14 protein-coding genes are annotated in these 14,136 nt (G+C 70.0%); 5 read left to right on the top strand and 9 right to left on the bottom strand.

Annotation, left to right across the window (positions count from 1 at the left end; translation table 11 throughout):
* Positions 1-31 precede the first annotated feature (31 nt).
* Together ACZ6S6_RS36815 and ACZ6S6_RS36820 are read left to right on the top strand one after the other, a co-directional pair.
* A complete protein-coding gene (locus ACZ6S6_RS36815) occupies positions 32-1,102 on the top strand; it encodes an SIS domain-containing protein (RefSeq protein WP_362957295.1) in 1,071 nt (356 codons plus the stop codon).
* 362 nt (positions 1,103-1,464) lie between these two features.
* Positions 1,465-2,931 carry a sensor histidine kinase gene (locus tag ACZ6S6_RS36820; protein WP_362957584.1) on the top strand — a complete coding sequence of 489 codons (1,467 nt, stop codon included), beginning with the start codon at positions 1,465-1,467 and terminating at the stop codon, positions 2,929-2,931.
* Between the two features lie 200 nt (positions 2,932-3,131).
* Here ACZ6S6_RS36820 and ACZ6S6_RS36825 read toward each other — a convergent pair whose 3' ends face one another.
* Positions 3,132-3,389 carry a WhiB family transcriptional regulator gene (locus tag ACZ6S6_RS36825; RefSeq protein ID WP_003953983.1) on the bottom strand — a complete coding sequence of 86 codons (258 nt, stop codon included), beginning with the start codon at positions 3,387-3,389 and terminating at the stop codon, positions 3,132-3,134.
* A gap of 319 nt (positions 3,390-3,708) precedes the next feature.
* Positions 3,709-4,677, bottom strand: coding sequence for a diacylglycerol/lipid kinase family protein (locus tag ACZ6S6_RS36830; protein ID WP_362957292.1), 969 nt, complete (start codon positions 4,675-4,677; stop codon positions 3,709-3,711).
* 235 nt (positions 4,678-4,912) lie between these two features.
* Here ACZ6S6_RS36830 and ACZ6S6_RS36835 point away from each other — a divergent pair, with 235 nt between their 5' ends.
* Positions 4,913-5,302, top strand: coding sequence for a hypothetical protein (locus ACZ6S6_RS36835; RefSeq protein WP_362957581.1), 390 nt, complete (start codon positions 4,913-4,915; stop codon positions 5,300-5,302).
* 84 nt (positions 5,303-5,386) lie between these two features.
* Here ACZ6S6_RS36835 and ACZ6S6_RS36840 read toward each other — a convergent pair whose 3' ends face one another.
* The 3 genes from ACZ6S6_RS36840 to ACZ6S6_RS36850 form a co-directional block, all read right to left on the bottom strand.
* On the bottom strand, positions 5,387-6,367 hold the full coding sequence (locus tag ACZ6S6_RS36840; RefSeq protein ID WP_469709376.1) for an RNA polymerase sigma factor SigF: 981 nt from the start codon (positions 6,365-6,367) through the stop codon (positions 5,387-5,389).
* Complete coding sequence (locus tag ACZ6S6_RS36845; RefSeq protein ID WP_014048265.1) at positions 6,364-6,777, bottom strand: ATP-binding protein; 414 nt, start codon at positions 6,775-6,777, stop codon at positions 6,364-6,366. The genes ACZ6S6_RS36840 and ACZ6S6_RS36845 overlap by 4 nt, the downstream gene beginning before the upstream one ends.
* A 232-nt stretch (positions 6,778-7,009) precedes the next feature.
* Entirely contained in the window at positions 7,010-7,270 is a 261-nt protein-coding gene (locus tag ACZ6S6_RS36850; protein ID WP_362957286.1) for a UBP-type zinc finger domain-containing protein, read from the bottom strand.
* A gap of 35 nt (positions 7,271-7,305) precedes the next feature.
* On the opposite strand from ACZ6S6_RS36850, the gene ACZ6S6_RS36855 reads away from it, so the two are divergent.
* Positions 7,306-8,904: a Na+/H+ antiporter gene (locus ACZ6S6_RS36855; RefSeq protein WP_362957284.1), complete on the top strand. Its 1,599-nt coding sequence runs from the start codon at positions 7,306-7,308 to the stop codon at positions 8,902-8,904.
* Here the strand turns inward: ACZ6S6_RS36855 and ACZ6S6_RS36860 are convergent.
* From ACZ6S6_RS36860 to ACZ6S6_RS36875, 4 genes are all read right to left on the bottom strand, one after another.
* Positions 8,883-9,830, bottom strand: coding sequence for a 1-aminocyclopropane-1-carboxylate deaminase/D-cysteine desulfhydrase (locus ACZ6S6_RS36860; protein ID WP_362957281.1), 948 nt, complete (start codon positions 9,828-9,830; stop codon positions 8,883-8,885). The genes ACZ6S6_RS36855 and ACZ6S6_RS36860 overlap by 22 nt on opposite strands.
* 114 nt (positions 9,831-9,944) lie before the next feature.
* On the bottom strand, positions 9,945-10,535 hold the full coding sequence (locus tag ACZ6S6_RS36865; RefSeq protein ID WP_362957279.1) for an N-acetylmuramoyl-L-alanine amidase: 591 nt from the start codon (positions 10,533-10,535) through the stop codon (positions 9,945-9,947).
* A 147-nt stretch (positions 10,536-10,682) separates the two neighbouring features.
* Positions 10,683-11,879 (bottom strand): globin domain-containing protein, encoded by a 1,197-nt coding sequence (locus tag ACZ6S6_RS36870; protein WP_362957276.1) that lies wholly within the window; start codon positions 11,877-11,879, stop codon positions 10,683-10,685.
* Positions 11,880-12,012: 133 nt separating this feature from the next.
* Positions 12,013-12,462, bottom strand: coding sequence for an RrF2 family transcriptional regulator (locus tag ACZ6S6_RS36875; RefSeq protein ID WP_469709380.1), 450 nt, complete (start codon positions 12,460-12,462; stop codon positions 12,013-12,015).
* A 175-nt stretch (positions 12,463-12,637) separates the two neighbouring features.
* On the opposite strand from ACZ6S6_RS36875, the gene ACZ6S6_RS36880 reads away from it, so the two are divergent.
* The gene (locus ACZ6S6_RS36880; RefSeq protein WP_362957270.1) at positions 12,638-14,044 is read left to right on the top strand and encodes a family 2B encapsulin nanocompartment shell protein; all 1,407 of its coding nucleotides are present in this window, start codon (positions 12,638-12,640) and stop codon (positions 14,042-14,044) included.
* The last annotated feature ends 92 nt before the right edge of the window (positions 14,045-14,136 follow it).

The raw sequence follows: 14,136 nt of genomic DNA on the forward strand, positions 1-14,136 counted from the left end.
CGCATCGGAACACCCCCGGGAGGCACCAGACATGTCCGCCACGTACCCGGCAGCCGAGGGCGAGCCGCCCGGCCGGATCATGTCCGGCGAGATGGCCGAGCAGCCCGCGATGCTCCGGCGCATCCTCGACGAGGGGGCCCCTGCCATCCGGACGGTGGCGGCCGAGATCGCGGCGCGCAAGCCGCGCTTCGTCCTGCTCACCGCCCGCGGCACATCGGACAACGCCGCGCTCTACGCGAAGTACCTGATCGAGATCAGGCTCGGACTGCCCTGCGGTCTGTCCTCGATGTCCACCACCACCGCGTACGGCGCGAAGCCGGACCTCAAGGACGTCCTGGTCGTCACCGTCAGCCAGTCCGGCGGCTCGCCCGACCTGGTGGCGTCCACCAGGGCCGCGCGGGAGGCCGGCGCGGTGACGCTGGCCGTGACCAACAATCCGGACTCGCCGCTCGCCGCGGTCTCCGAGTACCACATCGACATCCTGGCGGGTCCGGAGAAGGCCCTGCCGGCCACCAAGACGTACACCGCCTCGCTGCTGTCCCTGTACCTGTTCGTGGAGGGGCTGCGCGGCGGCGACGGCGCGGCCGCCACGATCCTGCCGGAGCTCGCCGAGGCGATCCTGGGCCGCGAGGACGAGGTCAGGGCCCTGGCGTCGCGCTACCGCTTTGCCGAGCGCATGGTGATCACCTCGCGCGGCTACGGCTATCCCACGGCCAAGGAAGCCGCCCTGAAGCTGATGGAGACGAGCTATATCCCCGCCCTCTCCTACTCCGGCGCCGACCTGCTGCACGGCCCGCTCGCCATGGTCGACAACATCTCCCCGGTGATCGCCGTGGTCCCCGACGGCCGGGGCGGTGAGGCCCTTCAACCGGTGCTCGACCGGTTGCGCGGACGGGGCGCCGACCTCTTCGTGGTCGGCCCGAGGGCCCAGGTGGAAGCGGCGTCAGCGGGCTTCGTGCTGCCGACGGCAGGGATCGCCGAGGAGGTCCAGCCGATCCTGGAGATCCTGCCGCTGCACATGCTGGCGTACGAGGTGACGATCGCCCGCGGCCAGGACCCGGACGCCCCGCGCGCGCTCGCGAAGGTCACAGAGACGCACTGACCGGGGGGCCGGACGGCCCGGAAGACACCCGCGGGCCGCGGCGCCGGGCCGGGACCCTCAGCCCGACCAGCACCGCAGCCCGGAGTAAGACCGCCCGGAAGCGGTCTGCCCGGCCGGCGGTGTGCGGTGCCCCCGGCCTGGGAGAGGTACCGGCGCAGTCAGGGCAGAGAGCGCGGGTACCTCGTTCCGCTCTCCTGTGCGGGGAGAGCGGAGGCTCTGTCTTCTGCATTGTGGACTAGACCATTCGTCGCTGTCCATCCATGGGGCGCGGTAATTTCCGGCCCTTCTTCCCACACGTGCGGCCGAGGCGTCCGGTTCGGTAACTGTGCGCATCCACAGGTACGCTCGCACGCGTGCCCTCCATGAACGACCTCGTCCGCCAGCACACAGCCCTCAGTGACACCGACCTCGAGTGGCTCCATCTGCTGGTCTCGGAGTGGCAACTGCTCTCCGACCTCTCCTTCGCCGACCTGGTCCTCTGGGTCCCCACCCGCGACGGCACCCGCTATGTGTCCGTCGCCCAGATGCGGCCCAACACCGGCCCCACCTCCTACCAGGACGACATGGTCGGCCATCTGGTGCCGCGCGGCCGCCGTCCGCTGCTGGACGCGGCGCTGGACGAGGGCCGGATCGTGCGCGAGGGCGACCCGGAGTGGCGCGAGGAGGTCCCCGTACGGGTCGAGTCGATCCCCGTACGCCGGGAGGGCCGCGTGCTGGGGGTCATCGCCCGCAACACCAACCTCCTCACCGTGCGCACCCCGTCCCGGCTGGAGCTCACCTACCTCCAGTCCGCCTCCGACCTGGCCCAGATGATCGCCGCCGGATCGTTTCCCTTCCCCGGCCAGCAGGTCGACATGGACGCCTCGCCGCGGGTCGGTGACGGCCTGGTCCGGCTCGACGCCGACGGCGTCGTCCAGTACGCCAGCCCCAACGGCCTCTCCGCGTACCACCGTCTCGGTCTCGCCTCCGACCTGGTCGGACAGCACCTCGGCGGGATCACCGCCGAACTCGCCCCCTCCCGGGGGCCGGTGGACGAGGCGCTGGTCAAACTCGCCAGCGGCTACGCGCCCCGCGAGTTCGAGGTCGAGTGCACGGGCGGTGTGATCCAGCTCCGGGCCATCCCCCTCAAGCCCAAGGGGGTCCGGATCGGTTCCCTGGTCCTGCTCCGTGACGTCACGGAACTGCGCCGCCGCGAGCGCGAGTTGATCACCAAGGACGCCACCATCCGGGAGATCCACCACCGCGTGAAGAACAACCTCCAGACGGTGGCCGCCCTGTTGCGGCTGCAGGCCCGCCGGATGGACTCCGAGCAGGGCCGCGAGGCGCTCAACGAGGCGGTGCGGCGCGTCGGTTCGATCGCCATCGTCCATGAGACGCTGTCTCAGAATCTGGACGAGCGAGTGGAGTTCGACGAGATCGCCGACCGGGTCATCGCCATGGTCGCCGAGATCTCGCCGGGCAAGGTGACCTGCCGCCGTACGGGACGCTTCGGCATCCTCGACGCCGAAGTGGCCACCCCGCTCGCGATGGTTCTCACCGAAGTGCTGCAGAACGCGCTGGAACACGCGTTCGGAGTAGCCGAGTCCGGCACGGTCGAGGTCTCCGCGGTGCGGGGCGGTTCACCCACGGAGGGCCGGCTGCTGATCACCGTCAAGGACGACGGGTGCGGTCTGCCCGAGGGGTTCGACCCGCAGCGCACCGGCAATCTGGGGCTCCAGATCGTGCGGACGCTGGTGGAGGGTGAGTTGAGCGGGACGTTCGGCATGGTGCCGGCGCCCGAGCGCGGCACCCAGGTCATCCTCGACATCCCGGTCCGCGCCGACAAGTAGTACGCGCCGACAAGCCGACAAGTAGTCCGCGCCGACAAGTAGTCCGCGCGTCACAGCAGGAAGCCCGGACCGTAGGTCACGGTCCGGGCTTCCTGGTCAAACATGCGCTTCGGGGGTACTGCGCGCTGCGACTCGGGGGGCGGGGTGATGCGTACACTCCGTACGCGCCGCCTGGCTGAGGTTCGTAGCGGTGGCGTCGGTCAGGCGCTGGCGTTACGCGCCCGGTTGCGAGCGGCGCGGCGCTTCATTGCGCGGCGCTCGTCCTCGCTGAGGCCACCCCAGACGCCGGAGTCCTGGCCGGACTCGAGCGCCCACTGCAGGCACTGCTCCATGACGGGGCAGCGACGGCAGACGGCCTTGGCTTCCTCGATCTGCAGCAGCGCAGGACCGGTGTTGCCGATGGGGAAGAACAGCTCCGGGTCTTCCTCACGACAAACGGCGTTGTGACGCCAGTCCATGGCTGCTACCTCTCCTTGGTATTACATACTGTGGCTTGTGAATGTGAACGCTTTCACGAATCCCCCCGCAGGTGTCGGGCCGACGCCCAGACGAACTGGATGTGGTCCTGTGAAGTGAGGAGGGGTTCTGGCTCTCAGTGGAGGCCGTTGTTGCGGGCCGTCCCGATCGCCATGTAGAGATTCGCAAACCTCGGCGGCGGATACAACCCCTTCAGGAAAGTTTTTTTTGATTCCTCGGTGTCGACTAGGTCACAGCCGTACTTCTAGAGGGTGGAAGCCAGTCCAAACGTTCGAGTTAAAGGACTTTGGTCCCTTCCACTCACACAATCACACGCAGTGCACGGCGTACGCCTGTGAACGTCACACTTGTACGCACCCCCAGGTGGTCACCGTCCATCTGGAAGGGCAGTGGCGCCTTTGAATGCAAGGTGAAGTCCGTGAGGTCATGCAGTGAAACCGCGTGCTTACCGTGCGGCCCCTTCTCGGGGCTCGAAGTGAGCAGCTGGGTGGCGTAGCGGGTGACCGCAGCCGTCGACAGCCGCCGCAGGCCGAGGACGTCCAGGGCGGTGTCGAACGAGGCCTTCGGGGAGGCGTATATCGGGCGGTTCCCCAGGTAGGTCCAGGGTGCCGTATTGCAGATTATGGAGAGCGCGAGATCGGTGACCGGCTCCTGTCCTGGCACGTCGAGCGTGATCATTCCCTGCCGCCGGTGCGGTTCCTCAAGGAATTGGCGGAGCACCTGGCGGACGTACAGCGCGTGGGTCGACCGCTTTCCCTGCTCGCGCCGCTGTTCGACCCGGCCGATCACGCCGGCGTCGAATCCGAGGCCCGCGCAGAACGTGAACCAGCGCTCCGGGACCGATTCGTCCTCCGTGCCGGGGGTGCCGGCCGCCAGGCCGAGGCCGACGGTCCGCTCCGTGCGGTTGGCCAGCGCGTCCAGAATGGCGCCGGTCGCCTCCACCGCGTCGTTGGGCAGACCGAGCGCGCGTGCGAAGACATTGGTGGAGCCACCGGGAACCACGGCGAGCTTGGGGCGGTTGTCTATGTCGGGGCCGTTGTGCAGCAGGCCGTTCACGACCTCGTTGACCGTGCCGTCGCCGCCGAGTGCCACCACGAGATCGATGTCGTCGCTGTCGGCTGCCTGGCGCCCCAGGTCACGGGCGTGCCCGCGGTACTCGGTGGTCACGGCCTCCAGCTTCATCTCGCTGGCCAGTGCGTGAATGAGCACGTCACGGGTCCGCGCACTGGTGGTGGTGGCAGCTGGATTGACCACAAGGAGTGCGCGCATGACTGTCAGACTACCTACCGCGAGGTATGGGTCTGAAGTCCTGCCCGGTGGCCCTCACACACGGTGACGGTCCGGGCGCGGTGGGGCGATCGCAGGTGCCCCGTTCCGGTGGTGTTCCTACCCCGGCTTCACTTTCGCGGGTCCGGGGTGCCAACCTGCATGGGTGAGTACTCAGGAGAACGCGCCCTCGTCGATGCCTCTGGCCGAGCGGCCGAAGCCGGCCAGGATCACGGTCGTGGCCGGACTCAACGCCCTCGAAGGCGCGGCCCTCGTCATCGGCGGGATCTACATGCTGGTCATGGGGCTGCTCGGCCGCCCCGACAGCCCGCAGCAGGCCGAAATGGGCGGTCTGACACTGATCGCGCTCGGGCTGATCCCGCTCTTCGCCGCCCGCGGACTGCTGCTGCGGCGCAGCTGGAGCCGCGGCCCCGCCCTCATCACCCAGATCATCGCGCTGCCGGTGGCGTGGACGCTGTTGCGGTCCCAGGGCGTGCTGATCCCGGCCGGGATCGTCCTCGCGGCGGTGTCGCTGACCGCGCTGTTCCAGCTGGCCAGGCCGGCGACGATCGAGGCCCTGGGCATCCGTCGGCCCGGCGCGGAGCCCGACACGGACACCGACGCCTGACACCTGCGCGCGGAACGCGGGCAGGTGTCAGGCGCTCCGGGGTGCGTCGCGGCCGCCGGTCTCCCGGGGCCGCGCGCCGCCCGGCTACTCCTCGACGAGCAGCCGCTCGCGCAGCTGGGCCAGGGTCCGGGCCAGCAGTCGCGAGACATGCATCTGCGAGATGCCGACCTCCTGCGCGATCTGCGACTGGGTCATGTTGCCGAAGAACCGGAGTAGCAGAATCCGCTTCTCCCGCGGCGGCAGGTCCTCCAGCAGCGGTTTGAGCGACTCCCGGTACTCCACCCCTTCCAGCGCCTCGTCCTCGGAGCCGAGCGTGTCCGCGACCGCGGGGGACTCGTCGTCCGTGTCCGGCACGTCCAGCGAGAGCGTGCTGTAGGCATTGGCCGATTCCAGGCCCTCCAGGACCTCTTCCTCGGAGATGCCGAGCCGCTCCGCCAGCTCGTGCACCGTGGGGGAACGGCCGTGCTGCTGGGAGAGCTCGGCGGTCGCCGTGGTCAGTGAGAGGCGTAGCTCCTGGAGGCGGCGCGGCACCCGCACCGCCCAGCCCTTGTCACGGAAATGACGCTTGATCTCGCCGACGACCGTGGGCGTGGCGTACGTCGAGAACTCGACGCCCCGCTCCGGATCGAACCGGTCCACCGACTTGATCAGGCCGATCGTGGCGACCTGGGTCAGATCGTCCAGCGGCTCGCCCCGGTTGCGGAAGCGCCGGGCCAGGTGCTCCACGAGCGGCAGATGCATCCGCACCAGCCGATTGCGCAGTTCGGCCTTCTCCGCCGAGCCCTCGGGGAGCTTGCCCAGCTCGATGAAGAGCGCCCGCGCCCCGCTGCGGTCGTGTGGATCGTGGTGCCCGTGCTCGCTCATCTGGCCTGCCCGCTCCGCCTGCGACTGCTCCACCACGACCGTACGGCCAGCGGGCCCGTCCGCCCCGTCCACCGCACGAGGCAGGTCCGCCTCGTCCACCGGATGCGTCAGGGCCTGCTGCTCCGGGATGCCTGCCGCGTGCACCACCCCTGGTCGGATCGTCTCGTCCCGCACAGGACCGTCCCCGTTCCCGTTGCTCACGCCGGCCCGGGTCCCGCGCCGCGCTGTTTGTACAGGCTGATGCTGACCGTCCGGTCGTCGGCGACCGTGGAGTCGACCTTCCCGGCCAGTGCGGAGAGCACCGTCCAGGCGAAGGTGTCGCGCTCCGGGGCCCGCCCGTCCGTCGTGGGTGCCGAAACCGTCACCTCGAGAGAGTCGTCGATGAGACGGAACACGCAGCTGAGGACGGAGCCGGGCACGGCCTGCTGAAGCAGGATCGCGCAGGCCTCGTCGACCGCGATGCGAAGATCCTCGATCTCGTCGAGAGTGAAGTCCAAGCGCGCTGCGAGGCCGGCCGTGGCCGTACGCAGCACCGACAGGTAGGCACCCGCAGCGGGCAGTCGGACCTCTACGAAGTCCTGATTCCCGGGCTCGCCTGCGATCTGGGACACCCTCACCTCCAAGGTGGCACAAACTCATTCGAGGATCCGGGAAGGGTGCCCCGGAGCCATGCGGTACGTCTTCGGTTCTTGGTCCGGCGACGCTATCGCGATCCATGATGCCGTGTCGCCAGGACCCCGTCCCATGACTGTCACTCATGGTAAGCATATGAGTACACACAGTGGATAGGGGTCTGCGGCGGTCAATTACGAACAACAGGCGCCGGTTTGACGTACCCAGACGTCAGACGATCGAACCGTCCTCGAAGCACCAGCGCCAGCTTTCGCCGGGTTCGAAGCTCCGCATCACCGGATGACCGGTCTCCTTGAAGTGCGTCGTGGCGTGCCGCAGTGGCGATGAATCGCAGCAGCCGACATACCCGCAGACCAGGCAGAGCCGCAGCTGCACGGGATGGGTGCCCGCGGCCCGGCATTCGAGACAGGCGTCGCTGAGGGGTGCGGGCTCGGGGCGCGGCAGATCTGATACGTGCGGGCACTCACTCATGATTGCCAGGTTACGACGGATGCGAGGACCGTGAGATGGACGCATTGCCACTGGTGGCACTGGTCGCGGCCAGTGCAGCGGTGGCGGGACTGGCCCGCCGCACGCCCGTGCCCGCCCCGCTGCTGCTGGTGGCCATGGGGCTGATCGGCTCGTACGTGCCGGGGGTGCCGACGTACACCCTGAACGCGCACATCGTGCTGCCCCTCCTGCTGCCGCCGCTGCTCTACACGGCCGCCGTCGACAGTTCGTACCTCGACCTGCGGGCCAATCTCCGCCCCGTCGCGCTGCTCTCGGTCGGCTACGTGCTGTTCGCGACCGTCGCGGTCGGCTGGCTGGCGTACCGGCTGGTGCCCGATCTGCCGCTCACCGCCGCGCTGGTGCTGGGCGCCGTGATCGCCCCGCCGGACGCGGTCACGGCCGCGGCCATCGCCCGCCGGGTCGGCCTGCCCGCCCGGGTCACGACGATCCTCCAGGGCGAGTCCCTGGTGAACGACGCCACCGCGATCACCGCGTACAAGGTGGCGCTCGCCGCGGCCGTGGGCGAGGGGATGAGCTGGGGCGCCGGGATCGGCGAGTTCTTCCTCGCGTCGGTCGGCGGGGTCGCGGTCGGCCTGGTGCTCATGGTGCCGCTGCACTGGCTCCGTACGCACCTGAAGGAGGCGCTGCTCCAGAACACCCTGTCGCTCCTGATCCCCTTCGTGGCGTACGCGGCGGCCGAACGGGTGCACGCGTCGGGAGTGCTCGCGGTGGTCGTCGTCGCGCTCTACCTGGGCCACCGGTCCTGGCAGGTCGACTTCGCGACCAGGCTCCAGGAGGCGGCCGTCTGGAAGATGGTCGCCTTCGTCCTGGAGTCCGCGGTCTTCGCGCTGATCGGCCTCCAGCTGCCCTTCGTACTGAAGGGGCTCGGTACGTACGCCGTCGCGGACGCCCTCTGGTACGCGGTGGCGGTGTTCCTGGCGGTCGTCGTGGTCCGGTTCATCTGGGTCTATCCGGCGACCTATCTGCCCCGGTGGCTGTCGAAACGGATCAGGGCCCGGGAACCCGGGACCGACTGGACCGCGCCGCTGATCGTCGGCTGGGCCGGGATGCGCGGTGTCGTCTCGCTCGCCATCGCGTTCTCCATCCCGATGGTCATGGCCGACGGCGCGGACTTCCCGGCCCGCAACCTGGTGCTCTTCCTGACGTTCACCACGGTCATCGGCACCCTGGTCATCCAGGGGCTCACGCTGCCGCTCCTGGTGCGCGTCCTGGGGCTTCCGGGGCGCGACCGGCAGGCCGAGACCCTCGCCGAGGCGCAGGCGCAGAGCGAGGCCTCCACGGCCGCCGAGGCGCGGCTGGAGGAGCTGCTCGCCGACGAGCGCAACCGGCTGCCCCAGCCGCTCACCGACCGGCTGCGCACCGTCCTGGAGCGGCGCCGCAACGCCGTGTGGGAACGCCTCGGGGCGTCGAACCCGGTGACGGGGGAGTCGGCGGACGACACCTACCGGCGGCTGGCCGGCGAGATGATCGAGGCCGAGCGCGAGGTGTTCGTGCGGCTGCGCGACGAGCGGGGCATCGACGACGAGATGATGCGGACCCTGCTCAGGCGCCTCGACCTGGAGGAGGCGGCGGCCTACCGGGAGGAGTCGGACTGAGGGGCGCCCGGCGGCTCGGCGGGGTCCGGGCGTCCGGTGATCACGGCGGCGACCGCGGTGCCTGCGGGGAACGCCCCCGCCTCGGCCAGCGCCGTGAGCGCGTACAGGAGTTTGGCCACATAGAGCCGCTCGACGGGCAGCCCGTGCCGGTCCTCGAAGTCGTCGGCGAAGGCGTGCAGGGCGGGAGTGGTGCGGGCGTAGCCGCCGAAGTGGAAGCGTTCGTCCAGGGACCAGGAGCCGGCCGGTCCGCCGAACGCCTCCCGCTGGAGGTCCCGTACCGCGTCGGCCAGGAAGCCGCCGCGCAGGACCGGGATGCCGAGCGCGCGCTGCCCCGGTGCGAGACCGGCGGCGAGGCCCGCGAGGGTGCCGCCGGTGCCGCAGGCCACCGCGGCCACATCGGCCGGGCCGCGCAGCTCGCGCCCGAGCTCTGTGCAGCCCTGTGCGGCCAGGGCGTTGCTGCCGCCCTCCGGGATGACCTCGCACTCCCCGTGAGCGCTCAGCAGCCCGGCCAGGACCTGTGGATCGGCCTTCGCGCGGTAGGTCCGGCGGTCCACGAAGTGCAGCCGCATCCCGTCGGCGGCGCACTGCGCGAGGCAGGGGTTGAGGGGGCGGTGGGCCAGTTCGTCGCCGCGGACGACGCCGACGGTACGGAAGCCCAGCAGCCGGCCCGCGGCGGCCGTGGCCCGCAGGTGGTTGGAGTAGGCCCCGCCGAACGTCAGCACGGGACGTCCGGCGGCGGCCGTCAGGTTGGGGGCGAGCTTGCGCCATTTGTTGCCCGGCAGATCCGGGTGGATCAGGTCGTCGCGCTTGAGCAGCAGCCGTACGCCGTGCCGGCCGAAGCGGTCGTCCTCGGCCGGCTGCAGGGGCGACGGAAGCACCGGCCGCAGCCGGGAGAGGCCGGGCGGACCGGACGGTGTGGCAGGCATGCCTCCATTGTGGACGTGCCCCGGCCGGGCATTGCGCACATGGCTCGGGCGGGCATTCGAGGACGTGCTCCGGGCGGGCATTTGCGGACGTGCCCGGGGCGGGCCGCCGGGCGGCTATTTCATGCGGTCGTGGATCCGCGCCCGCATGGAGGCCATCGTGAAGCCGCGCGGGTCCACTTTGCCCGGTTGCCACTCCAGGTGTCCGATGACCGACTTGGATGTCCAGCCGTGATGGCGGCAGATCGCGGCCGCGGCCTTCTCGATGGCTTCGAGCTGGACGTCGGGCCACGGGTCCTTGCCGTCGCCGAGGTTCTCGCACTCGAAGCCGTAGAAGTGCCGGTTTCCGTCGGTGTTGGCCTCGTTGACCGCCGGCAGGCCCTTCTCCGCGATGACGGCGCGCAGGACGTCGTCGTCGCCGAGACCGGCGTGATTGGCCCGGCCGTAGCCGACCAGGTGGACGCGGCCGTCCTTGGCGATGACGCCGTGGCACAGCGGCCCCGGCAGGTCGCTGTGGCCGTCGCGGCAGAGCTGGACGGTGGCGTCGGTGCCCTTGGTGACGGTGTGGTGGATCACCACGCCGTTGACCGGGCCCCAGGAGCCCTTGTGGTTGCGGTTGTGGGTACGCCAGTCGTCCACCTGGACGACGGTGAGCCCCTCGTTCTTCAGGGCGGCGAGGAAGGTGCTCGCGGACATGGGTGAGGACATGGCCGACTCCTTTTGCGCGTGGGGAGTATGTCCGTACAGCGCTTGTACCCGGCAAAAGGGCCGCGAGCCAGTTATGGGCTGTTCGCGGTGATCTGTTCGGGCGGTGTGCGAGCCGATCCGGCCAATTCCGCGAGCACCGGACCAGATTCAGCCCTTGGCGAGCCACAGGTCGGGGCCGAACACCTCGTAGTGGATGTCGGCCGCGGCGACGCCCTTGGCGAGCAGCTGGGTGCGTACGGACCGCATGAAGGGCAGCGGGCCGCAGAGGTAGGCGTGGGTGCCGGACGGGATGAGCAGACCCGTCAGGTCGACCAGGCCCGTGCGGTTCGCGGGGTGGCCCGGCTCGGGGGTCTCGTACCAGAAGTGCGCCGAGGCGTCGGGGAGTTTGCCGGTGAGCAGCGAGTGGTCGGTGCGCATGGCGTGGTCGTCGGGGGAGCGGTCGCCGTGCACGACGGTGACCGGGGTGCGGTGGTCGTCGCTCGCGAGGTGTTCGAGCATCGAGAGCATCGGCGTGCATCCGATGCCGGCGGAGGCGAGCAGGAGCGGGGCGTCGGCGGACTTCAGTACGAGGTCGCCGTACGGGACCGACACCCGGAGCCGGTCGCCCGCCCGGACCCGGTCGTGCAGCTGCCGCGAGACCTCGCCGTCGGGGGCGCCGCCGCCGTGCACCCGCTTGACGGTGATCGAGCGGAGCGGGGAGCCGGGGGCCGAGGAGAGGCTGTACTGGCGTATCTGGCGCGCCCCGTCCGGGAGTTCGCACTGCACCGAGACGTACTGGCCGGGGTGGAAGCCGGGGGTGGGCGAACCGTCGGCGGGGCGGAGCCGGAAGGTGGCGACGTCCTCGGTCTCCTCGGTGCGGGAAACCACCTCCCAGTCGCGCCAGACATCACCGGCGAGCACGCCCTGCTGCGCGTAGAGCCGCTCCTCGATGGCTATGAGGGCGTTGGCCATCAGCCAGTAGACCTCGTCCCAGGCGGCGGCGACCTCAGGGGTCACGGCGTCGCCGAGCACCTCGGCGATGGCGGCGAACAGGTGGGTGTGCACGACGTCGTACTGGGCGGCGGTGATGCCGAGCGAGGCGTGCTTGTGCGCGATGCGGCCGAGCATGACGTCGGGGCGGGTGTCCGGGTGCTCGACCAACTGGGTCGCGAACGCGGCTATGGAGCCGGCGAGTGCCTGGCGCTGGGCGCCGGAGGCCTGGTTGCCGCGGTTGAACAGGTCGCGCAACAGCTCCGGGTGGGCGTCGAACAGCTTGCGGTAGAAGAGATCCGCGATGTCTCCGATGGCCGCGCCGACGGCGGGGAGGGTGGCTCGGACAGTGGCGGTCGACGGCTCGGAGAGCATCGTGACTCCTCGGGTTTGAATTGGTATTTGAGATGCGTATTTACGGCCGGGGTGGGCGACCGGCGTGGAGGGCCGGCGTGAAAACCGGGCCGGGCGCCTTTGGTGGCGAGTGCGGTGGGGGCGCGGGTGCGGTTCAGCCGCCGGGTGGCCGTCCGCTGCTGATGCTGATCAGGAGCGGTCCCGTGGGGGAGGCGACGAGTTCGGCGACGGTGAGCGGGTCGAGCGTGGCGTAGAAGGCCTCTGTCGCCTCGCGCAGGGCGCCGCGCAGCCGGCACGCCGACCGCAGTGGGCACGGGGTGGCGCCCTCGCACTCGACGACGTCGCCGGGGCCCTCCAGTTCGCGGACGAGCTCGCCGACCGAGGCGGAGCGGGCGCCCGCGGCGAGGGCGAGCCCGCCGCCGCGGCCCCGCCGCGCCTCGACCAGGCCGAGGTGCTGGAGCCGGGCGACGACCTTCGCGACGTGGGAGTAGGGCACTTCCATGGTCGCCGCCACCGCGCGGGTGGTCGGCGGATCCTCGTTCTCCGCGACGGCGAGGCGCATCAGTACGCGCAGCGCCACGTCGGTGAATCTCGTCAGCCGCATGACCCTCACCGTAGATAATTGGTATTCAAGATGCAAATAAACCGGTCCGTGGGCATCGCGCAGCGTAGTGCCCAACCCAAAGCCCGACTAGTCACACTCTTTTGTGTAATGGCGCGCCGAGTCACGTGCTGAAAGGCTTCTTCCGCAGGTCCGCCGATGATCGAGAGGACGTCAGATGTCCGTTGGTGAAGAGGTTCAGAACGCGCAGGTGCCGCCGCAGCAGAGTCTTGGCACGGCAGCCGCGCGGAACCTCGCGACGACCACCAAGTCCGCTCCGCAGATGCAGGAGATCACCTCACGGTGGCTGCTGAAGATGCTCCCGTGGGTCCAGGTGCAGGGCGGCACATACCGGGTGAACCGCAGGCTGAGCTACTCGGTCGGCGACGGCCGGGTGACTTTCGTACAGACCGGGGACCGGGTGGCGGTCATCCCCGCCGAGCTCGGCGAACTCCCGGCACTGAGGGACTTCGGGGACGAGGAGGCGCTCGCCGAGCTGGCCCGGAGGTGCGAGCAGCGTGACATCCCCGCCGGACAGCTCCTGGCCACGGCCGGTGACGCGGCGGACCGGGTCTTCCTGCTGGCGCACGGAAGGGTCGAGAAGATCGGCACCGGCCCCTACGGGGACGAGACGGTGCTCGGGGTGCATGCCGACGGCGCCTACTTCGGCGACCACTCGCTCATCGAGGGCGACGCCCTCTGGGAGTACACGGCCCGCGCCGTCACCGACTGCACCGTCCTCACGCTGCAGCGGGCGGATGTGCTCAACCTCGCCGAGCGGTCCGACTCGCTGCGCGAGCATCTTGCCGGGCAGCTGGCCATCCCGCAGCAGCGCACCAACAAGTACGGCGAGGCGGAGATCGACCTGTCCGCGGGGCATGTCGGCGAGGCCGTCGTCCCGCACACGTACGTCGACTACGACTCCGCGCCGCGCGAGTACGAGCTGAGCGTCGCGCAGACCGTGCTGAAGGTCCACAGTCGCGTCGCCGACCTCTACAACCAGCCGATGAACCAGACCGAGCAGCAGTTGCGGCTCACGGTCGAGGCGCTGCGCGAGCGCCAGGAGCACGAGCTGATCAACAACCGCGAGTTCGGCCTGCTCAACAACTGCGACTACGGCCAGCGGATCCAGCCCCACGACGGGGTGCCCGGCCCCGACGACATGGACGAACTGCTCTCGCGCCGCCGCGGATCGAAGCTCTTCCTGGCCCACCCGCGGGCCATCGCGGCCTTCGGCCGGGAGTGCAGCAAGCGCGGCCTGGTCCCGGAGAGCGTGGATGTCGGCGGGCACCGCATGGCGTCCTGGCGCGGGGTGCCGATCTTCCCGTGCAACAAGATCCCGGTCACCGACGCCCGCACCACATCGATCATCTGCATGAGGACCGGTGAGAGCGAACAGGGCGTCGTCGGACTCCAGCAGACGGGCATCCCCGACGAGATCGAGCCCAGCCTCTCGGTCCGCTTCATGGGGATCGACGAGCAGGCGATCATCTCTTACCTCGTGACGGCCTACTACTCGGCCGCCGTACTGGTACCGGACGCCCTCGGCGTCCTGGAGAACGTCGAGGTCAGCCGGTGGCGTTAGGTCGTGTTTTAGAAGTCCCGTCTGTCTCGCGTGGTCCGGCACGCACGCTCGCCGCGTTGCCGAAATGCCCTAGTAGCTCCGCTACGAGGGCA

It is taken from the genome of Streptomyces sp. NPDC048671 (genome assembly GCF_055587045.1).